The organism is Bradyrhizobium sp. WSM1253, assembly GCF_000244935.1.
Taxonomy (GTDB): Bacteria; Pseudomonadota; Alphaproteobacteria; order Rhizobiales; family Xanthobacteraceae; genus Bradyrhizobium; species Bradyrhizobium canariense.
In genome coordinates this window covers 2,896,926-2,916,986 of record NZ_JH600073.1, presented here as the reverse complement: position 1 = coordinate 2,916,986, position 20,061 = coordinate 2,896,926, and the positions used below count along the sequence as shown (strand labels likewise).

General features: G+C 63.9%; 17 protein-coding genes. 6 read left to right on the top strand and 11 right to left on the bottom strand.

Annotation, left to right across the window (positions count from 1 at the left end):
* Positions 1–143 precede the first annotated feature (143 nt).
* Both malQ and BRA1253DRAFT_RS15300 read left to right on the top strand, forming a co-directional pair.
* A complete protein-coding gene (malQ, locus tag BRA1253DRAFT_RS15305; RefSeq protein ID WP_007595722.1) occupies positions 144–2,105 on the top strand; it encodes a 4-alpha-glucanotransferase in 1,962 nt (653 codons plus the stop codon).
* A gap of 43 nt (positions 2,106–2,148) precedes the next feature.
* Positions 2,149–3,948, top strand: a complete 1,800-nt coding sequence (locus tag BRA1253DRAFT_RS15300; protein WP_007595720.1) for a glycoside hydrolase family 15 protein — start codon at positions 2,149–2,151, stop codon at positions 3,946–3,948.
* Positions 3,949–4,126: 178 nt separating this feature from the next.
* Here BRA1253DRAFT_RS15300 and BRA1253DRAFT_RS15295 read toward each other — a convergent pair whose 3' ends face one another.
* The 6 genes from BRA1253DRAFT_RS15295 to BRA1253DRAFT_RS15270 are packed head-to-tail and all read right to left on the bottom strand — an operon-like array spanning position 4,127 to position 11,638.
* Positions 4,127–4,939 carry a Cof-type HAD-IIB family hydrolase gene (locus tag BRA1253DRAFT_RS15295; protein WP_007595718.1) on the bottom strand — a complete coding sequence of 271 codons (813 nt, stop codon included), beginning with the start codon at positions 4,937–4,939 and terminating at the stop codon, positions 4,127–4,129.
* A 34-nt stretch (positions 4,940–4,973) separates the two neighbouring features.
* Positions 4,974–5,504 (bottom strand): gluconokinase, encoded by a 531-nt coding sequence (locus tag BRA1253DRAFT_RS15290; protein ID WP_007595717.1) that lies wholly within the window; start codon positions 5,502–5,504, stop codon positions 4,974–4,976.
* Entirely contained in the window at positions 5,491–6,240 is a 750-nt protein-coding gene (pgl, locus tag BRA1253DRAFT_RS15285) for a 6-phosphogluconolactonase (protein WP_007595716.1), read from the bottom strand. Before pgl ends, BRA1253DRAFT_RS15290 begins: the two co-directional genes overlap by 14 nt.
* Positions 6,237–7,748 carry a glucose-6-phosphate dehydrogenase gene (gene zwf / locus BRA1253DRAFT_RS15280; RefSeq protein WP_007595715.1) on the bottom strand — a complete coding sequence of 504 codons (1,512 nt, stop codon included), beginning with the start codon at positions 7,746–7,748 and terminating at the stop codon, positions 6,237–6,239. The genes pgl and zwf overlap by 4 nt, the downstream gene beginning before the upstream one ends.
* A gap of 28 nt (positions 7,749–7,776) precedes the next feature.
* Positions 7,777–8,775 (bottom strand): phosphogluconate dehydrogenase (NAD(+)-dependent, decarboxylating), encoded by a 999-nt coding sequence (gnd, locus tag BRA1253DRAFT_RS15275; protein WP_007595714.1) that lies wholly within the window; start codon positions 8,773–8,775, stop codon positions 7,777–7,779.
* A gap of 13 nt (positions 8,776–8,788) precedes the next feature.
* Positions 8,789–11,638 carry a bifunctional transaldolase/phosoglucose isomerase gene (locus BRA1253DRAFT_RS15270; protein WP_007595713.1) on the bottom strand — a complete coding sequence of 950 codons (2,850 nt, stop codon included), beginning with the start codon at positions 11,636–11,638 and terminating at the stop codon, positions 8,789–8,791.
* 330 nt (positions 11,639–11,968) lie between these two features.
* Here BRA1253DRAFT_RS15270 and BRA1253DRAFT_RS15265 point away from each other — a divergent pair, with 330 nt between their 5' ends.
* From BRA1253DRAFT_RS15265 to BRA1253DRAFT_RS15250, 4 genes are all read left to right on the top strand, one after another.
* Positions 11,969–12,598: a hypothetical protein gene (locus tag BRA1253DRAFT_RS15265; RefSeq protein WP_007595706.1), complete on the top strand. Its 630-nt coding sequence runs from the start codon at positions 11,969–11,971 to the stop codon at positions 12,596–12,598.
* Positions 12,599–12,897: 299 nt separating this feature from the next.
* Complete coding sequence (locus tag BRA1253DRAFT_RS15260) at positions 12,898–14,841, top strand: PrkA family serine protein kinase (RefSeq protein ID WP_007595704.1); 1,944 nt, start codon at positions 12,898–12,900, stop codon at positions 14,839–14,841.
* Between the two features lie 19 nt (positions 14,842–14,860).
* Positions 14,861–16,138, top strand: a complete 1,278-nt coding sequence (locus tag BRA1253DRAFT_RS15255) for a YeaH/YhbH family protein (RefSeq protein WP_198288307.1) — start codon at positions 14,861–14,863, stop codon at positions 16,136–16,138.
* A complete protein-coding gene (locus BRA1253DRAFT_RS15250; RefSeq protein ID WP_007595700.1) occupies positions 16,135–17,670 on the top strand; it encodes a SpoVR family protein in 1,536 nt (511 codons plus the stop codon). The genes BRA1253DRAFT_RS15255 and BRA1253DRAFT_RS15250 overlap by 4 nt, the downstream gene beginning before the upstream one ends.
* A 229-nt stretch (positions 17,671–17,899) precedes the next feature.
* On the opposite strand, the gene BRA1253DRAFT_RS15245 is transcribed toward BRA1253DRAFT_RS15250, so the two are convergent.
* The 5 genes from BRA1253DRAFT_RS15245 to BRA1253DRAFT_RS15225 form a co-directional block, all read right to left on the bottom strand.
* Positions 17,900–18,346 carry a DUF1801 domain-containing protein gene (locus BRA1253DRAFT_RS15245; RefSeq protein WP_007595698.1) on the bottom strand — a complete coding sequence of 149 codons (447 nt, stop codon included), beginning with the start codon at positions 18,344–18,346 and terminating at the stop codon, positions 17,900–17,902.
* A gap of 2 nt (positions 18,347–18,348) precedes the next feature.
* Complete coding sequence (locus BRA1253DRAFT_RS15240) at positions 18,349–18,567, bottom strand: hypothetical protein (protein WP_007595696.1); 219 nt, start codon at positions 18,565–18,567, stop codon at positions 18,349–18,351.
* A gap of 45 nt (positions 18,568–18,612) precedes the next feature.
* Positions 18,613–19,044: an SRPBCC domain-containing protein gene (locus tag BRA1253DRAFT_RS15235; protein WP_007595695.1), complete on the bottom strand. Its 432-nt coding sequence runs from the start codon at positions 19,042–19,044 to the stop codon at positions 18,613–18,615.
* On the bottom strand, positions 19,041–19,367 hold the full coding sequence (locus BRA1253DRAFT_RS15230; RefSeq protein ID WP_007595691.1) for a helix-turn-helix transcriptional regulator: 327 nt from the start codon (positions 19,365–19,367) through the stop codon (positions 19,041–19,043). The genes BRA1253DRAFT_RS15235 and BRA1253DRAFT_RS15230 overlap by 4 nt, the downstream gene beginning before the upstream one ends.
* Before the next feature lie 228 nt (positions 19,368–19,595).
* A complete protein-coding gene (locus BRA1253DRAFT_RS15225) occupies positions 19,596–20,045 on the bottom strand; it encodes a DsrE family protein (protein ID WP_007595690.1) in 450 nt (149 codons plus the stop codon).
* Positions 20,046–20,061: the final 16 nt, after the last annotated feature.

Sequence of the window (20,061 nt, the reverse complement as noted above, 5' to 3'; positions counted from 1 at the left end):
CCACTATAGAAAGCCGCTTGTGTGTCATTGGTTCCCTGGGGAACGGCAGGCGCGGCTTGCGAGTTGACCGTGACTAACCTCTTCCGCGACCTCGTTAAAATCGATGCCCCCGGCCAAAAAATGGCCTGCAAGCTGCGTGCCGAATGGATCTTTTAGCTCAAGCCCGGATCAAGGGCGTTCAATCCGAATTCGTCGATGCCCTCGGAAAGCTGCGGGTCACCGATCCCGTGGCCCTCAAATCCATCCTCGACGCCCTGCCGGAGAAGCGGGTTTACCGCTTCGTCAGCGGGCCCGTGGTGGTACGCGCCTTGGGCCATCCGCGCACCGAAATGGTGACGATCGGCGCGCCGCCGCTCAAATGGAAGATGACCGACAACGGCAATTTGATCGCGCAAGGTGAGACGCGCGAGCCCGTGATTGCCTGGCCCGCCGGCCTGCCGCTCGGCTATCACCGCCTGACGCTGACCGATGCCGAAGGCGTTACTGAAGAGGTGCCGATGATCGTGGCGCCGGAGCGGGCCTTTGGCGGCGATTTCGACCGCGGCTGGCTGCTTGCCGTGCAGCTCTACAGCGTCCGCTCGGACCGCAATTGGGGCATCGGCGATTTCACCGACCTCGCCGGTCTCGTCCGGCTCGCCAAGCAGTTGGGGGCCGACGGCGTCGGGCTCAATCCCCTGCATGTGTTGTTCGACGACCATCCGGCCGATTGCAGTCCGTATTCGCCGAACAGCCGGCTGTTTCTCAATCCGCTCTATATCGACGTCGAGGCGATCCCGGAATTTTCCCCCGACCTCGTCCCCGACGCGGCCGCGACCGCCGCGCGGCTCCGTGACGGCGATCGCGTGCCCTATCCCGACATGGCGGCCTTGAAATGGCTCGGCCTCCGCGCCGCCTTCGACAGCTTCGTCAAAACCGCGAGCGGCGTCCGCCGCAACCAGTTCGACGCCTTCCGCGCGGCTCGCGCGCCGCTATTGTCCCGCTTTGCCTGCTTCGAGGTGCTCCGTCATCGCTTCGCGGCGCCGTGGTGGGAATGGCCGGAGGAATGGCAAAAGCCGGACGAGACGAAATGCGCCGAGCTGCGCAATGGCCCAGACAAGCACGAGGTCGAGTTCGTCGAATTCGTGCAATGGACGGCCGACAGTCAGTTGCATGCCGCCAAGGAGCTGGCCGGCCAGCTCGGCATGCGGGTTGGGCTCTATCTCGACGTTGCCGTCGGCGTGCAGTCGAACGGCTTCGATGCCTGGAACGAGCAGGGGGCGATCTCCCGTCATCTCGCCGTCGGCGCGCCGCCGGACGTGCTCAATACCATCGGCCAGGACTGGGGCCTCGCCGGCTTCAATGCCGGCGGCCTGGAGGCGCAATCCTTCGTGCCATTCGCCGATATGCTCGCGGCTTCAATGCGCCATTCCGGGGCCATCCGTCTCGATCACGTGCTGGGCCTGAAGCGACTTTATCTGGTGCCGCGCGGCTTCAAGCCCGACAACGGCGCCTATGTGCAAATGCCGTTCGAGGCGCTGCTGGCGACTGTGGTGCGCGAGAGCGCGGCCCATAAGTGCATCGTGATCGGCGAGGACCTCGGCACGGTGCCGGAAGGTTTTCGCGAGACCATGCAGGATTTCGGCATCTGGTCCTACCTCGTCATGATGTTCGAGCGCGACGATGCCGGTCATTTCCGGCCCGTCGATCACTACCGGCCCAACGCGCTGGTGACGCTGAACACGCATGATTTGTCGACCTATGCCGGCTGGCGCTCATTCAGCGATCTCAGGATGAAGCGCTCGCTCGGGCTCGATCCCGGCGAGAACGATCAGGCCCGCTGGGATGCGCTCGGCCTGCTCGACGAGATCCTGCGCGCCAACGGCATCCGTGCCAATGATGTCTATTCGGTGCTCGCCTTCCTGTCGCGCACGCCGTCGCGGCTGCTTGCGGTGTCGCTGGAGGATCTGCTCGGGGTGATCGACCAGCCCAACATTCCCGGTACGATCGACGAGCATCCGAACTGGCGCCAGCGCCTGCCTGTGACGCTCGACAAGATTGCCTCGAAAGTCGATCTCGCGGCTTTGAAGGCCGCGACACGGGAACGCTCGTTGCCCGGCGGGCGTTGATCGCCGGGGCTCCAAGGGTGCCGTTTTCGAGGCTCGTACGACCTTGTCTCAGAGGATTGAGGACTATGCGCTGATCGGCGACTGCGAGACCGCGGCGCTGGTCGGCCGCAACGGCTCGATCGACTGGCTGTGCTGGCCGGCCTTCGATTCCGACGCCTGCTTTGCAGCGCTCCTCGGCACGCACAAGAACGGCCGCTGGCTGATCGCGCCGAGCGAGGACGTCACCGCGACGTCGCGCCGCTATCTCGGCGACACCCTCATCCTCGAGACGCGCTTTGAGACGAAGAGCGGCACCGTTGCGCTGATCGACTTCATGCCGCCGCGCGGCAAGGCCTCCGACATCGTGCGGCTGGTCCGCGGTGTCAGCGGCACGGTCAAGATGCGGATGGAGCTCGTCATCCGCTTCGGCTTCGGCGTCGACATCCCGTGGGTGCGGCGGATCGACCATTCCCTGCTGGCGGTCGCCGGGCAGGACATGACGGTGCTGCGGACTCCCGCGAAGACCCGCGGCGAGGATCTGACCACGGTCTCCGATTTCGAGGTGAAGGCGGGCGAGACCGTGCCGTTCGTGCTGACCTACGGCCCCTCGCATCTCGAGCCACCTGCACCGATCGACCCGGAGCTCGCGCTGCAGGAGACGGAAAAGTTCTGGCAGGACTGGTGCAGCCACTGTAATCGCGATGGCGACTATCGCGACCTGATCGTGCGCTCGCTGATCACACTCAAGGCGCTGACCTTCGGTCCGACCGGCGGCATCGTCGCGGCGCCGACCACCTCCTTGCCGGAGAAGCTCGGCGGCGCCAGGAATTGGGACTACCGCTTCTGCTGGCTGCGCGATGCCACCTTCACGCTGCTGGCGCTGATGAACTCGGGTTACACCGAGGAAGCCTCGGCCTGGCACAATTGGCTGTTGCGGGCGGCTGCAGGCTCACCGTCGAACATGCAGATCATGTACGGCATCTGGGGCCAGCGGCGACTGCTGGAATGGGAAGCCGGTTGGCTCGACGGCTACGAGGGCGCCCAGCCGGTGCGCGTCGGCAATGCCGCGCATGCGCAGCTCCAGCTCGACGTCTACGGCGAACTGATCGACGCCTTCCATCAGTCGCGGATGGCCAAGCTCAAGCTCGACGACGAGAGCTGGGCGCTGGAATGCGCCGTGCTCAAGCATCTCGCCGAAGTCTGGGACCAGCCCGATCACGGCATCTGGGAGCGGCGCGGACAGCCGAAGCACTATGTCTTCTCCAAGGTGATGACCTGGGTCGCCTTCGACCGCGGCATCAAGAGCGCCGAGACCTTCGGCTTCAAGGCGCCGCTGCTGCACTGGCGCACCTTGCGCGACGCCATTCATCGCGACGTCTGCAACCGGGGCTTCGACACGGAGGAGAATGCCTTCGTGGAGTCCTACGGCTCGAAGCTGCTCGACGCCAGCGTGCTGCTGCTGCCGGCCGTCGGCTTCCTGGAAGCGTCGGATCCGCGCATTCGCGGCACCATAGTGGCGATGGAAAAGCACATGATGCCTGACGGCTTCGTGCTGCGGCACGATCCGCGCGAAGTGCCTGCGGGGCAGCCGCCGCTCGAAGGCGCCTTCCTCGCCTGCAGCCTGTGGCTGGCCGATGCCCATGTGCTGGCGGGCGATCTCGACAAGGCGCAAGCCTTGTTCGATCGCGTGGTCGGGATCGCGAATGATGTCGGGCTGCTGGCCGAGGAATATGATTCAGGCGCCAAGCGTCAGACCGGCAATTTCCCCCAGGCGCTGACGCATATCGCGCTGGTCAACACCGCGCATAATCTGTCGGCGGCAAGGCAGGGCAGCGAGAAGCCCGCGATGCAGCGGTCGAAGTAGTGACGTGGATTAGTATCGATTGTATCCGGGGCGGAGGTGCGCCCCCTCTCCCGCTTGCGGGGGAGGGCTGGGGTGGGGGTCTCTCCGCCGGCGAGAGCCCCCGAGAGGAGAGAGCCCTCACCCGCCGCTACGCGGCGACCTGTCCCGCAGGCGGGAGAGGTGAAACCAGCCGGCCCGTCTACCCACTCCCGTTCCGCTTCAAAATCATCTCCATCGCCTCCGCAAAACCGTCCTGCTCGTTGGACGCGGTGACGTGGGTGGCCTGGTCTTTGACGTTGTCGGCCGCATTGCCCATCGCGATCGAGACGCCGCTGACGCGGAACATCGCAAGGTCGTTCTGCATGTCACCGATGGTGGCGACCGCGTCCGTTGAAATGCCGAGGCGCTTGGCCATCGCCTGCACGAAGGTGCCCTTGTCGAAGCCGGGCGGGGTGATGTCGAGATAATAGGTTTGCGAACGCACGGCGGTCGCCTCGCTGCCGAGCGCCTTCTGCATCGCCTTCTCGCAAGCTTCGAGGCCGGCCGCGTCGGCGCTGGCGCCGACGATCTTGCAGGCGCTCGCGAGATACGGCGAGAAATCCGTCACGATGGTCGGGTCGGAGCGGATGGTGTGCTGCTCATGTGCCACGTATTGGCCATCAGGCTTGTCGATCAGCCATTTGTCGGTGGTGAACAGCCAGATATCGGCGCCGAAGTCCCGGAGAATTTGCAAGCTTCGCTCGGCCGCGCCGGCCGGGATGAGATGCTGCTCGACCGGATGCATCTCGGGATCGACGATCGAGGAGCCGTTGAACGGGCCGACCGGCAGCCACAGCGCCAGCGGCTCGATCAGGAAGCGCATGCCGATCGCGGGGCGGCTTGACGTGATCGTGAAACCGATGCCGGCCTGGTGCAGACGCTGCACCGCGGACCTCGCGCGGTCGGTCAGCGTCTTGTCCTTGGTCAGCAGCGTACCGTCGACGTCTGAGACGACGAGCGAGATTTTTGGCATGGCGGTCCCTTGGGTGTTTCTTGGGTGTTTGGCCTCAGCGTTTCGCGCCGCCCAGTTTCAACTGCCGCACCGCGCCGTCCACGATCGCCTCCACGGACTCGTCGATCGAGACGGTGATCACGTGCTCGCCAGCCTCCGGCGGCTCCAGCGTGTTGAACTGGCTCGTCAGCAGGCCGGGTGGCATGAAGTGCCCCTTGCGTTGCGCGAGGCGAGCGGCGATCAACTCCTTCGTGCCCCTCAGGAAGACAAAGCGGACGTCGTCGCGTCCGCGCAGCAGCACGTCGCGGTAAGTGTGCTTCAGCGCCGAGCAGGCGATGATCACGTGCTCGCCCTTGTCACAGACCCGCGCGATCTCGTCGGCAATGGCGTTGAGCCAGGGCCAGCGGTCCTCGTCGGTGAGGGGATGGCCGGCCCGCATCTTCTCGACATTGCTGGCGGGATGAAAGCTGTCTCCGTCCTCGAATCGCCAGCCGAGGCGCTCGCCCAGCGCTTTTGCAACCGTACTCTTGCCCGAACCCGACACGCCCATCACGATCAATGCACAAGGTGCTTCAACGCCCGTCACGAATTCCCCCCGGAAGCGCGGCTTGGTCGACCAGCCAGACGGTCTCGCCATTCGAGCGCGCGCGTACAGCCGGCAGAGTCTCGCCATTGAGGAGGCGCGTCAAGATCGGCTGCTTGTCGTGCCCCGCAATCTCGAACAGCATTTCGCGGCAGGACGCCAGCGCGGGCAGGGTGAGCGAGACCCGCGGCACGAAGGGGGCAACATTGGCCTTGGGGACGCCGACCACCCAGCGTCGCGTCTCCTCGATTGCAGGATAGCCCGGGAACAGCGAAGCGGTGTGGCCGTCCGGGCCTGCGCCCATCAAAACCATGTCGAACAGCGGCCGTGCCGGATCCAGGCTTTCCGCGCCGTAGAAAGCCTGCAGCTCGCGCGCATAGGCCTCGGCGCTCTGATCGGGGGTGTCAGCCGTCGTCGGGATCGGGTGAACATGGCCGGAGGGCGCGTTGCGATCGAGAAAGGTCGCGCGCGCGACCGCCATGTTGTTGAGGGGATCGCTTTCGGGCACGAAGCGCTCGTCACCGATGAACCAGTGCACGCGCTCCCACGGGATTTTTTCGCGCCAGGCGTCGCTGCCCAGCAGCTGGTAGAGCCGCTTGGGGCTGGAGCCGCCGGTGAGGCAGATCGCGATGCGCCCGGGATTGGCCGCGATTCGCGCCATGACCCGTTCGGCCGCGGCGTGCGCGAGAGCCTCGGCGTCGGCCTCGACGATCAGCTTCGGTTGTCCCGCAGCCGTCACGAAAACTTACGCCAGCTTCGGCCGTCGCGGCGGAGCAATTCATCGGCGCAGGCGGGGCCGTCGCTGCCGGCTTGATAGGTCTCGATGCCGTTGCTGCCCGCGTTTTTCCAGGCGTCTAGGAACGGCTGCACCGCCTCCCATCCGGCTTCGATGCCGTCGGCGCGCTGGAACAGGATGTTGTCGCCGATCATGCAGTCGTAGATCAGCGTCTCGTAGCCGGTCGAGGGATCGGCCCGGAAATAGTCGCCATAGCGAAACTTCATCTCGACGCCGTCGATGGTGACGCTCGGCCCCGGGATCTTGGCGTTGAACTGGAGCTCGATGGTCTCCGTCGGTGCGATGCCGATCGTGAGGAAGTTCTGGGAGAGGCGATCGACAGCCGTGCCTGAGAACATCGACAGCGGCGCCTGCTTGAACTTGATCGCGACCTCGGTGCGCTTGTGGCCGAGCGCCTTGCCGGTCCGCAAATAGAACGGCACGCCGGCCCAGCGCCAATTGTCGATCATCAGTTTCAGCGCGACATAGGTCTCGGTGGTGCTGCCGGGTTTGACGTCCTCGGTCTTGCGATAGTCCGGGATCTCATCGTCGCCGATGCGCCCCGACAGATATTGGGCGCGCACCGAGCTCTTCAGCGCTTCTTCTTCGCTCGGGCGCTGAATCGAGGTCAGAATCTCGGCTTTCTCGGAGCGCACGGAATGGGCATCGAAACGCGCCGGCGGCTCCATCGCGACCAGCGACATCAGCTGAAACAGATGGTTCGGCACCATATCGCGTAGCGCGCCGGTGGCATCGTAGAAGCCGCCGCGATGGCCGACGCCGAGCTTTTCCTCCACCGTGATCTGGATGTGGTCGATATGGTTGCGATTCCAGATCGGCTCGAACATGCCGTTGGCAAAGCGCAGCACCAGGATGTTCTGCACTGTCTCCTTGCCGAGATAGTGATCGATCCGGTAGATCTGGTGCTCGTCCATGATCTTCAGCAGCTCGCCATTCAGCGCGCGCGCGGAGGCGAGGTCGGTGCCGAACGGCTTTTCGATCACCAGCCGCCGCCACGCGCCGTTCTCCTTCATCATGCCGGTGCGGCCGAGCTCGCGCGCGGTCGGCGCGAACGCGGCCGGCGGGGTCGCCAGGTAGAACAGCCGGTTGCCGCCGGTGTCCTGCGCGCATTCCAGGGAATCCAGATGCTCGCGCAGGCGATCAAAGGATGGCGGATCCTTTGCGTCGGCTTCGACGAAGGTCACGCATTCCAGCAGCTTCTTGGCAATGTCGTCGTCCACCGGCCGGGTTGCGAACTGGCGCAAGCCCTTCAACAGGCTGTCGCGCAGCTCGTCGTCCGACTGGCCCCGGCGGGCGACGCCGACCACGCAGAACTTTTCCGGTAACAGATGCTCGGCCGCCAGATTGTAGAGCGATGGCATCACCAGCCGATGGGTGAGGTCGCCGGTGACACCAAAGATGACGAAGGCGCAATTTTCCGGCTTGCGCTTGGCTTGCGGGTCTTTTGTCACGAACTATTGGCCTTCGCTCTGCTAATTGCTATTTCGGCTTCGAAGCAGCCGGCTGCTTCGGCTCCTTGTGGCCGCCGAAGCCGGCTCGCATCGCTGAGAGAATTTTCTCGGCGAAGGTGTGTTCCTTGCGGGAACGGAACCGTGCGAACAGCGCCGCGGTCAGGACTTCGGCCGGCACGGCCTCGTCGATCGCCGCGTTCACGGTCCAGCGTCCTTCGCCGGAATCGTCGACGAAACCGGAATATTCCGTCAACGCCGGGCTATCGGCGAGCGCCGTCGAGGTGAGATCGAGCAGCCAGGACGGGATCACGCTGCCACGCCGCCACACCTCGGCGATATCGGCGAGATCGAAATCGTAACGATGATCCGCCGGCAAGGCCTCGATGTTGGCGTTCTTGAGGATGTCAAAACCTTCGGCATAGGCCTGCATCAGGCCGTATTCGATACCGTTGTGGATCATCTTGACGAAATGCCCGGCGCCGACGGCGCCGGCATGGATGTAGCCCTGCTCGATGCGGGGATCGCGGCCCTCACGTCCCTCCGTGCGCGAAATGTCGCCGGCGCCGGGCGCGAGCGCGGCGAAGATCGGATCGAGCCGATCGACCACCTGTTTCTCGCCGCCGATCATCATGCAATAGCCGCGGTCGAGGCCCCAGACGCCGCCGGAGGTGCCGACGTCGACATAGTGGATGCCGCGCTGCTTCAGCGCCTTGCCGCGGCGGACGTCGTCCTGCCAGAACGTGTTGCCGCCGTCGATGATGACGTCGCCTTCCTGCATCGCGCCCGCGATCGTGTCGATCGTGGTCTCGGTGATGTGGCCGGCCGGCAGCATCACCCACGCCGCGCGCGGCCGCTCCAGTTTCGCAATGAACTCTTCGAGCGTCGCCGAGCCGACCGCGCCGTCTGCGGCAAGGCCGGCGACGGCCTTGGCGTCCTTGTCGTAGACCACGGTCGAATGGCCGTGGCGCATCAGGCGGCGAACGATGTTGCCGCCCATCCGGCCGAGGCCGATCATGCCGAGTTGCATTTGAGGAATTCCCTTAGTTCAGTGCGTCGTTGAGCGCGGCATTGAGCGCCGCGAGACCCTTCTTGAGCCCGCCCTTCAGGTGGACCCGCAGCGCGCGCCGGCCGCGCTCGGTGAGCACGTCGAAGTCGCCGCGCGCCTGCGCGGCCTTGATGACGCCGAAGCTGGCCTTCTGGCCCGGCACCGGCAGGTCCCTGGCATCGTCGGCGGTGATCTGGAGGAACACGCCGCTGTCGGGGCCGCCCTTGTAGGCCTGTCCTGTCGAGTGCAGGAAACGCGGTCCGAACTCGGCGCAGGTTGCGACATGTCGCTTCTCGCGCACTTCGAGCCGCATGGTCTGGAGTGCGTCGATCGTCGCCTTGTCGCGCGCGATGTAGCCGAGCAGGGCGACATAATCGCCATGGTTGGAGCGCGACAGATGCGCCTTCAGCCATGAGGTGAGGTCGCCGTTGGCGCCGGCGGCGCGCAGGGCCGCGGCGTTGGTCTCGTCGGTGTAGAGATCGGCCTCATTGGTGCTGACCACCGGCTGCTCGGCCGGCAGCGCGCCGGTCTTTTCGAATGACGCGGTGAGCTCTCGGGTCTTGATCTTGGCCGCTTCCACGTCCGGCTGGTCGAACGGGTTGATGCCGAGGATGCTGCCCGCCACCGCCGTTGCCATCTCGAAGCGGAAGAACTCCTGGCCGAGATGGTCGATCGACTTCATCACGATGCGCACGACGGGATGACCGGCCGCTTCGATCGCAGCAAGCTGCGAGTCATGGGCGGCGTCTGCTTCGCCCTCGATACGGATGTCGATGAAGAGCCGGTCATTGCCGTAGACCGCAGGCTCGCCCAGCGGCTCGCCGTCGATCGGGATCAGACCCTTGCCATCCTTGCCGGTCGATTCCGCGATGAGCTGCTCAGCCCAGGCGCCGAAATCGGCGATCCTCTTCGACGACAGGATCGTCACCTTGTCGCGGCCTTCGAGCGCTGCATGGCCCATGGCAAGGCCAAGCTGCACGCCAGGGTTCTCGGCTGGCGGCACGTCCGGTCCGCAGGAGCGGGCCATGGCAAGCGCATGCTTGACGAAGGTCTTGATATCGATGCCCGCGGTTGCCGCCGGCACCAGGCCAAACGGCGAGAGCACCGAATAGCGTCCGCCGATGGAGGGCTCGCCGTGGAAGATGCGCGCATAGCTCAGAGTCTTCGCCGCCTTCTCCAGCGACGATCCGGGATCGGTGACCGCAATGAAGCGATGGCCGGTCTTGACCTTCGGCCCGACCGCCTGCGTGACGCGCTCGTGGAAATAATCCTTCATCGCATTCGGTTCGGTGGTGCCGCCGGACTTGCTTGAGACGATGAACACGGTGTTGGCGATGTCGATCCTGGCCTCCATCGCCCGCACCTGCGCCGGATCGGTGGAATCCAGCACGTGCAGCTTCGGGAACCCGGGTTTCTTGCCAAAGGTCTCGGCCAGCACCTCCGGCCCGAGGCTTGATCCGCCCATGCCGAGCACGACGGCGTCGGAGAATTTCTGGCCTTTCACGCGGCTGGCATAATCCTCATAGTCGGCAACATCGGCCTTGGCGGCGCTGTCGAGCCAGCCGAGCCATTTGTCCTCGTCAGTGCCGGTCCAGACCGATTTGTCGCGCTGCCACAGCCTACGGATCTTGGCCGACGCGCGCCATTCCTCGGTGCTCTTGGCCACGGCCTTGCCGAGACCGTCGCCGAGCGAGAGCAGCTGGCGGTCGATCGCGGGCCCGAGCACGGTGGCGCGCTTGTGGGCGACCGCACCATAGAGCTTGTCGGCGGCGTCGGCGAACTGCTTGACGCCGTCCTTGACGAGCTCCTCTGTGATGGCATCGAGCGAGACGCCGGAGCGCTCCAGCTCTTCCAGCACGCGGCGGGCGTCGTCGAGGTTTTCTTCAAGGCTGTCGCGCGGCTTGCCGTGGTCACGGAATGCGTCGAGCGTCGCCGGCGGCACGGTGTTGATGGTGTCGGGGCCGATCAGCTCCTCGACATAGAGGACGTCGCTGTAATCCTTGTTCTTGGTGCCGGTCGACGCCCACAGCATGCGCTGCGGCTTGGCGCCCTTGGCGGCGAGCTTGTCCCAGCGGGGACCTGAGAACAGGCGCTTGTAATCCTGATAGGCGACCTTGGCATTGGCGATCGCGACCTTGCCCTTCAGCGCGGCCAGCCGCTCCTTCTCGGACGGATCGTTGGCGCGAGCGATCTTCTCGTCGAGCTGCTTGTCGACCATGCTGTCGATGCGGCTGACGAAGAAGCTGGCCACGCTCGCGACATGCGAGGGGTCGCCGCCACCGGCGACGTATTTCTCCAGGCCCGCGAGATAGGCCTCGGCGACCTGAAGGTAGACTGCCTTGGAGAACAGCAGCGTGATGTTAATGCTGATGCCGTCGCCGATCAGGGTCTCGATCGCCGGCAGGCCCTCCGGCGTTGCCGGCACCTTCACCATCAGGTTCTTGCGGTTGACGTCCTTCCAGAGCCGCCGCGCCTCGGTGACCGTGCCGGCGGTGTCCATCGCCAGATAGGGCGAGACTTCAAGGCTGACATAGCCGTCGCCACCCTTGAGGCGGTCGTAGACCGGGCGCAGCACGTCGGCGGCGTTCTGGATGTCCTCGACCGCGACGGCCTCGAACAGGTCGGCGACCGACCGATCGCCGCGCTTCAACGCCTTGCCGATCGGCGCGTCGTACTCGTCCGAGCTGCCGATCGCTTTCTCGAAGATCGAGGGGTTGGAGGTGACGCCCTTGACGCCGTCGGTGTCGATCAGCCGCTTCAGGTCGCCCTTGGCGATGAAGCCGCGGGCCAGGAAGTCCAGCCAGACGGCTTGTCCGTGCTTTTCCAGTTCTTTGACGGGATTCATGATGCTAATTTATCTCCAAGCCTGCGGGCGAGGGGTTTCCGCGCCGGTCCTGACGCGCTATCCTCTAGCTTACATGCTTCCTTGAGGGAACCAATCAAGGGTATGGGCGTCATATCCTCCAGTGTAACTCCGTCGCGATCATGGCGATCCGCGTAAAGGGAGCCGAGTTGCGTAAAAAGGTCGTTGGCCGTGAGGAATCGGTCGGGGCCTTGTTGTGTAGCGCCAGCTGTCTCGCCTCGCCGCTAGCGGCTGCGCGGAGTACTCATCAGCGGATTCCGGTCCGGCTGATGCATCGTGGCTCGGTCGCGAATGGCCATGCTGGGGGAAAGCATGCAAGCACATCATGACCGTCTGGCGCTCGCTGTCACAGACAGCCCCCAGTCGGTCACGTCGACCGGATGCGTCGATGCGTCCCACGATCTCGAAATCGGTCCGTGTACGACCCAAACGCGGCTGCTGGTCGTAGCGGGCTTCGCCATGACGCTGCTCAGCGCAACGCTCGCCTTGGGCTGGTCGAGCGCTTTTGGCGATTACGACGCGACGGTCGGCTCTGCCGGCGTGGTGGTGTTCGCCGTGATGACCGGTCGGCTGATCTGGATGCTCCCCGCCGAGCGGGGATCGGTGGTGATCGTCACCCCCTATGGCATCCGCGATCTCCGCATCGGCAATGAATTTCTGCTGTGGGACTCTATCGCGGAGATTTCGGCTGAAGAACGCCGCGGGCGCAAGGTGATCGTGCTGACGCCGACGCCGGCCTTGCAGCGGCAGCTCTGCAGCATCCGCGGCTTGGCCCGCTCCGTGAGGGACGATCGCATCGTCATCCGGTCGGAGGGCCTAGCGACCGATTTTGATACACTGCTGCGCGCTTGCCGCGACTATCACGCCGCCGGCGGTCCGCGCACCGCATTGCAGCAGGAAGATGAACGCGGCACGCAAGGCTTCGCCGCACAAGCGTCATAAGATCGCCGTTCGCAGACCGCTATGATGCGAGGCCGGATGAACGCATCCCCGGTAACGCCCGGATGTTGCGAGCGAGTGACATTTTCTGGAAATGAGCCAATATAGACAAAGATTCGCTCAAATATCAGGCAGGTGCCTGTTCGTAACTCACCCTGTGCCTACGTTGTGCGTTGCGCCGAGAAGGCGCCCGGGTGTCGAATGATCGTCATGTGCTCACGCTGATTCGAGAGTGGCGCTAAGGAACGGTCCGGTCGCTGCTTTCGTTCAATTGTGTAGCGGAACTCACGCGGAGAGGGATCATGTACAACGATTCTCTATTCAACGCTTTCGCTAAGTCGTTCGAGGCGAGAAGCCAACACGACATGTCGATGGCGGAATATCTGGAATCGTGTCGAAGCGATCCCATGAAATACGCGAACGCGGCCGAACGACTGCTAGCAGCGATCGGTGAGCCCCAGACGATTGACACGGCCAAGGACCCACGCCTTGGCCGTATTTTTTTGAACCGCACGATCCGCACCTATCCGGCCTTCGCCGGCTTCTACGGCATGGAAGAAACCATCGAGCGCATCGTCGGTTTCTTCCGTCACGCGGCGCAGGGCCTCGAAGAGCGTAAGCAGATCCTGTATCTGCTCGGTCCGGTCGGCGGCGGCAAATCCTCGCTCGCCGAGCGGCTGAAGTCGCTGATGGAAGTGCATCCGATCTACGTGCTCAAGGCTGGCGACGAGCTCTCGCCCGTGTTCGAAAGTCCGCTCAGCCTGTTCGATCCGGATCAGCTCGGCCCGATGCTGGAAGAGAAATACGGCATTCCACGCCGCCGTCTCACCGGCCTGATGAGCCCGTGGTGCTACAAGCGGCTGGAAGCCTTCGGCGGCGACATTTCCCAGTTCCGAGTCGCAAAAATCCAGCCGTCGCGGCTGCGCCAGATCGGCATCGCCAAGACCGAGCCGGGTGACGAGAACAACCAGGACATCTCCTCTCTGGTCGGCAAGGTCGACATCCGCAAGCTCGAAACCTACGCGCAGAACGATCCCGACGCTTACAGCTATTCCGGCGGCCTCAACCGCGCCAACCAGGGCGTGCTCGAGTTCGTCGAGATGTTCAAGGCCCCGATCAAGATGCTGCACCCGCTGCTCACCGCGACGCAGGAAGGCAACTACATCGGCACCGAGAACATCGGCGCGATTCCGTTCACCGGCGTCATCCTCGCGCACTCCAACGAAGCCGAGTGGTCGAGCTTCAAGGCCAACAAGAACAACGAGGCCTTCATCGACCGCATCTGCGTGATCAAGGTGCCGTACTGCCTGCGGATCACGGAGGAGCAGAAGATCTACGAGAAGCTGATCCAGGGCTCCGAGCTCGCGGCCGCGCCTTGCGCGCCCGCGACGCTGGAAACGCTGGCGCGGTTCTCGGTGATGTCGCGCCTGCGCAAGCACGAAAATTCCACGACCTACGCCAAGATGAGGGTCTACGACGGCGAGAGCCTGAAGGAGACCGATCCGAAGGCGCGCAGCGTCCAGGAATATCGCGATGCCGCCGGCGTCGACGAGGGCATGGACGGTGTTTCCACCCGCTTTGCCTTCAAGATCCTGGCTGCGACCTTCAACCACGATCCGCAGGAAGTCGCCGCCGACGCCGTGCATCTGATGTACGCGCTGGAGCAATCGATCAAGCGCGAGCAGCTGCCCGAGGAAGTCGAGAAGCGCTACCTCGAATTCATCAAGGCGGACCTTGCACCGCGTTATGCCGAGTTCATCGGCAACGAGATCCAGAAGGCGTATCTCGAATCCTACTCGGATTACGGCCAGAACCTGTTCGACCGCTACGTCGACTACGCCGATGCCTGGATCGAGGACCAGGATTTCAAGGACGCCGACACTGGCCAGCTGTTGGATCGCGAGCTTTTGAACCAGGAGCTGACCAAGATCGAGAAGCCGGCGGGCATCGCCAATCCGAAGGATTTCCGCAACGAGGTGGTCAAATTCTCGTTACGGTCGCGCGCCCAGAACGGCGGCAAGAATCCGACCTGGATCTCCTACGAGAAGATTCGCGATGTGATCGAAAAGCGGATATTCTCCCAGGTCGAGGACCTGCTTCCGGTCATCTCCTTCGGGTCGAAGAAGGACGGCGAGACGGAGAAGAAGCACGGCGAGTTCGTCGCACGCATGGTGGAGCGCGGCTACACCGAGCGTCAGGTTCGCCGGCTCGTCGAATGGTACATGCGCGTGAAGCAGGCCGGTTGAGGCGGATGGAAAAGTGCCGATTCACATTATTGACAGGCGCCTGAATCCAGGCGGCAAGAGTCTCGAGAACCGGCAGCGGTTCTTGCGTCGGGCCAAATCCCTGGTGCAAGGCGCCGTCAAGAAGACCTCGCAGGAACGCGACATCAAGGACGTCCTGGAGGGTGGCGAGGTCACCATTCCGCTCGACGGCATGCATGAGCCGCGTTTCCGCCGCGACGGCGGAACGCGCGACATGGTGTTGCCCGGGAACAAGAAGTTCATCGAGGGCGACTACCTCCAGCGCTCGGGCCAGGGCAGCGCCAAGGATTCCGGACCGGGCGAAGGCGACAGCGAGGACGCCTTCCGTTTCGTGCTCAGCCGCGACGAATTCGTCGATCTCTTTCTCGACGATCTCGAATTGCCCGACCTTGCCAAGCGCAAGATCGCGCACACCGAGAGCGAGGGCATCCAGCGCGCCGGCTACACCACGTCGGGCTCGCCATCCAACATCTCGGTGAGCCGGACGGTTCGGCGCGCACTGGCGCGCCGTATCGCGCTCAAGCGTCCCAGCAAGGAGGAGATCGAAGAGCTGGAAGCCGCCATCGCCGCCTGCGCGGACGAGGACGAGCGTCTGGTGCTGATGGCCCAGCTCGAAAAACTGAAGGCGAAGTCCAAGCGCATTCCCTTCATCGATCCGCTCGATATCCGCTACCGCCGCTTCGAGACGGTGCCCAAGCCCGTTGCCCAGGCCGTGATGTTCTGCCTGATGGACGTGTCGGGCTCGATGTCCGAGCACATGAAGGATCTCGCCAAGCGCTTCTACATGCTGCTCTACGTGTTCCTGAAGCGCCGCTACAAGCATGTCGACATCGTCTTCATCCGCCACACCGATCGCGCCGAGGAGGTGGACGAGCAGACCTTCTTCTACGGCCCGGCTTCCGGCGGCACGCTGGTCTCCAGCGCGCTGCAGGCGATGCACGAGATCGTGCGCGAACGCTTCAGCCCGTCGGACTGGAATATCTACGCCGCCCAAGCCTCCGACGGCGACAATTCCTATTCCGACGGCGAGCTCGCGGGCATGCTGCTGACCGACAAGATCCTGCCGGTCTGCCAGTTCTTTGCCTATCTCGAGGTCGGCGAGTCCGGCGGCAGCGCTTTCGATCTGTCCGACTCCTCGCTCTGGACTCTCTACGAGCGCCTGCGCAACAGCGGCGCACCGCTCTCGATGCGCAAGGTCAGCGAGCGCAGCGAGATTTTTCCGGTCTTCCACGATCTGTTTCAGCGCCGCGACACTGCCCAGGAGAAAGCCGCTCCATGACAGAACGCTTGTTCGAAGGCGCCGATTGGGATTTTCACACCTTGCAGCGCATCACGGATGCCTGCGAGGAGGTGGCGACGAAAGATCTCGGGCTCGACGTCTATCCGAACCAGATCGAAGTCATCACCGCCGAGCAGATGCTGGACGCCTATTCGTCGGTCGGCATGCCGCTGTTCTACAAGCACTGGTCATTCGGAAAGCACTTCGCGTATCACGAGGCCTCATACCGCAAGGGCCTGATGGGACTTGCCTATGAGATCGTGATCAACTCCTCGCCCTGCATCTCCTACCTGATGGAGGAGAACACGGCGACGATGCAGACCCTGGTGATCGCGCACGCCGCCTTCGGCCACAACCACTTCTTCAAGAACAACTATCTGTTCAAGCAGTGGACCGACGCCGACGGCATCCTGGACTATCTGGATTTCGCCAAGAACTACGTCATGCAATGCGAGGATCGCTACGGCCGCGTCGAGGTCGAGCGCACCCTCGATGCCGCGCATGCGCTGATGTCGCATGGGATCGACCGCTATCCCGGCAAGAAGAAGCTCGACCTCCGCGCCGAAGAGAAGCGGGCAGGGCGCCGCCGCCAGCATGAGGAGGAGGTCTTCAACGACCTCTGGCGCACCGTGCCGGCGGGAAAGAGCAAGACCCGGTCCGCGCTCAGCGTCGAACGGCGCCGCAAGCTGCTCGGCCTGCCGCAGGAAAACCTGCTGTATTTCCTAGAGAAGAGCGCGCCGCGGCTGGCGCCATGGCAGCGCGAGCTGTTGCGCATCGTTCGCCACATCGCGCAATATTTCTATCCGCAGAGCCAGACCAAGGTGATGAACGAGGGGACGGCGACCTACGTCCACTATCGCATCATGACCAAGCTGCATCAGCAGGGCCGCATCAGCGACGGCAATTTTCTCGAATTCCTGCAGTCGCACACCAACGTCGTGTTCCAGCCCGAATTCGACGACCAGCGCTTTTCCGGCTTCAATCCCTATGCGCTCGGCTTCGCCATGATGCAGGACATCGAGCGCATCGTCACCCGGCCGGAAGACGAGGACCGCGAGTGGTTCCCGGACATCGCCGGCAAGAACGACGTGATGGGCGTGCTGCGCGACGTCTGGGCCAATTACCGCGACGAGAGTTTTATCGCCCAGTTCCTGAGTCCGAAGCTGATGCGGCATCTCCGCATGTTCCACCTGCATGACGATCCCGAGGAGCGCGCCGGCATCCGGGTCGACGCCATTCACGACGAGCGCGGCTTCCGCCGTGTCCGGCGCGAGCTGGCACGGCAGCACGATGTCGGCTACATCGACGCGAATATCGAGGTGGTCGACGTCGATCTCTCCGGCGACCGGCGGCTGATCCTGCATCACCATGTCATCAAGGGCGCGCAGCTCAACGAGACCGACGCCAAGCGCGTGCTCCAGCATCTCGCCGATCTCTGGACCTACGATGTCGCACTGATCGAGGTCGATTCCAACGACAAGGTGCTGCGCGAATACGTCGTGAGCCCGCGGCCGATCTCGGCGGTGGCGTGAGGGCGGGGCAGCTTCCGGAGCGCGACAAGATTAGCCTTGTGGCTTCTGCCAGGGAGCTGCGCTCCCTCCCCCGCTTGCGGGGGAGGGGTGGGGAGAGGGTGTCTCCGCAGCGGGATTCCCCCAGAGGATAGAGCCCTCACCCGGCGCTACGCGCCGACCTCTCCCGCAAGCGGGAGAGGTTGCAGCCAGTCCGCGGCTGCTAAAGCGATCAACGTGAATCAATCGTGCTCTAAGTCGATCGCTTCTTCGCCGGCTTCTTCTTGGCTTTCGACGCATTCAGCTCCACGGCTGCGCGGATCAGCGCCTTCAACGCCTTCTCGTTGATCTTGTCGCCTTCGCGAATATCGATCGCGCGGCGCACGTTGCCCTCGAGGCTCGAGTTGAACAGGCCGGCGGGATCGTCCAGCGCGGCGCCCTTGGCAAAGGTCATCTTCACCACGGCCTTGTAGGTCTCGCCGGTGCAGATGATGCCGTCGTGCTCCCACACCGGAACGCCGCGCCACTTCCATTCCTCGACGACATCAGGGTCGGCCTCCTTGATCAGGCCGCGGATTCGCCCGAGCATGTCGCCGCGCCAGTCGCCGAGCTCCTTGATCCTGCCGTCGATCATCCTGGATGGCGAAGCGCCATTCGTCTTCATCGCGCTGCTGGTTTTCGCGGTCACGGCCTTCTTCATGCTCACGCCTCTTGTCGGGCGCCGCGGCCGCGGCCGAGATATGGCAGCGCGAACATGTAGAGCCCGGTCGCAAGCAACGGGATCAATGGGACGAAGGCGAGCAAGCCGATCCACGTCGCCTGGACTTGCATCGTCAGGGCGACGATGTTGGCGATGACGGCCAGCGTGAAAGCAATCGACAGCCAGCGATGGATCTGTCGAATCCACATATTTCCGGTCAATGAAACCTCCTCTTGAGATGATCGAAATGAAGGCCGGCGGCCGAGCTAGTCTGCCTTGGCCAGCAGCTCGTCCAGCTTGGTGAGAAACTGCTTCCAGCCGGCATGCGCGCCGCCAAATGCCTGCTTCTGCGCCGGGCTGAAGCCCGCTTGCTCGACACGCAGATGAGTGCCTGCGCCCGTCGGCGTCAGCGTGAAGGTCACGACGCTCTTGAGATCGAACGCCGCGTCCTCGTGCGAGAAATTCCAGGTGTAGGCGAGCGTCTTCTGCGGCTCGATGGTGAGGACTTCGCAGTCCAGCACGCCGCCCCATTCGCCGCGAAGGTTGAAGCGGTGGCCCACGTTCGGCTTGAAGTCGTTCTTCATCAGCCATTCCTCGATCAGATGCGGCTGCGTCAGCGCGCGCCAGATCCGCTCTGCCGGAAAGGCAAATTCGCGCTCGACGACGACAGATCGGGTTTCGGTCGCGGATTCGTTCATTGGTCCATCCTCTTCAGGAGATCGTCGAGCGCGTCGAGCCGGTTCTGCCAGAATCCGGCCATCTGGCTGGTCCAGTCGATCAGCGGATTGAGCGCGCCGGGTTGGGCGCTGTAATGCGTCTGCCGTCCTTGATGCCGGTCGCGCACGAGGCCAGCCTGCTTCAGCGCGCCGAGATGTTTTGAGACCGCCGGCTGGGACACGCCCGACAGTGCCGTCAGGGCCCCGACCGTCTGTTCGCCCTCGCGGCACAATCGCTCGAAGATCGCCCGACGGGTGGGGTCGGCGAGCGTCCTGAACAGAAGGTCGTGAGCGGCGGCGGGCATGTAACCCATAACCTGTAAGTTATGGGTATATTCATAACCGTGGAGTTATGGATGTGTCAAGTGGGAAGCGATCCCGCAAACTCCTCTTACCTCTCCCGCTTGCGGGAGAGGTCGGCGCGCAGCGCCGGGTGAGGGCTCTCTCCACTTGGGGGTTCTCGATTGCTGAGACACCCTCTCCCCGACCCTCCCCCGCAAGCGGGGGAGGGAGCCCACCACTTTCGCTGCTACCTACGGCCGCAGATAGAGATAGCCCTGCGACTGGAGCTCGGCCAAACGGACCACGCCGCCCTTCTCCGCGCTGACGAAGCCCGGCAAGAGATCCGTAAGCGTGACGTTCTGCGCCTTCATCGTGTTGCCGCAGGCGGCAAGCTCGACGCCATCCTTGGAGAAATCGCCGACGCGCTTGCTGATGTCAGGGTTGGCCTGCGCCGAGTGAAACGCCTTCAGCGCCGGCCCGTGGATCACCAGTGCGATCGTCACATGCTCGGGGCCGCCGACGCCCTCGATGTGGTTCTGGATGTTGCCAAGGACGAAATTGACCTTCTCGGCATCGCTCAGGTGATACACCACCTTCAGCTTGTTGCCCGCGCCGGCGTCCGTCGCGGCGTTCGCGCTGGAGGCGCCAAGCGCTGCGCCCAGGCCTGAGATGGCGCTCCACAACATGTTCCGGCGGTTCATGACGATCTCCTCGATT

Bases quoted from the DNA above. Each gene is read 5' to 3' on its own strand.
- BRA1253DRAFT_RS15250 (WP_007595700.1), top strand. From the start codon at position 16,135: ATGACAGAACGCTTGTTCGAAGGCGCCGATTGGGATTTTCACACCTTG.
- BRA1253DRAFT_RS15230 (WP_007595691.1), bottom strand. From the start codon at position 19,367: ATGCCCGCCGCCGCTCACGACCTTCTGTTCAGGACGCTCGCCGACCCC.
- malQ (WP_007595722.1), top strand. From the start codon at position 144: ATGGATCTTTTAGCTCAAGCCCGGATCAAGGGCGTTCAATCCGAATTC.
- BRA1253DRAFT_RS15245 (WP_007595698.1), bottom strand. From the start codon at position 18,346: ATGAAGAAGGCCGTGACCGCGAAAACCAGCAGCGCGATGAAGACGAAT.
- BRA1253DRAFT_RS15270 (WP_007595713.1), bottom strand. From the start codon at position 11,638: ATGAATCCCGTCAAAGAACTGGAAAAGCACGGACAAGCCGTCTGGCTG.
- gnd (WP_007595714.1), bottom strand. From the start codon at position 8,775: ATGCAACTCGGCATGATCGGCCTCGGCCGGATGGGCGGCAACATCGTT.
- BRA1253DRAFT_RS15260 (WP_007595704.1), top strand. From the start codon at position 12,898: ATGTACAACGATTCTCTATTCAACGCTTTCGCTAAGTCGTTCGAGGCG.
- BRA1253DRAFT_RS15295 (WP_007595718.1), bottom strand. From the start codon at position 4,939: ATGCCAAAAATCTCGCTCGTCGTCTCAGACGTCGACGGTACGCTGCTG.
- BRA1253DRAFT_RS15265 (WP_007595706.1), top strand. From the start codon at position 11,969: ATGCAAGCACATCATGACCGTCTGGCGCTCGCTGTCACAGACAGCCCC.
- BRA1253DRAFT_RS15235 (WP_007595695.1), bottom strand. From the start codon at position 19,044: ATGAACGAATCCGCGACCGAAACCCGATCTGTCGTCGTCGAGCGCGAA.
- BRA1253DRAFT_RS15225 (WP_007595690.1), bottom strand. From the start codon at position 20,045: ATGAACCGCCGGAACATGTTGTGGAGCGCCATCTCAGGCCTGGGCGCA.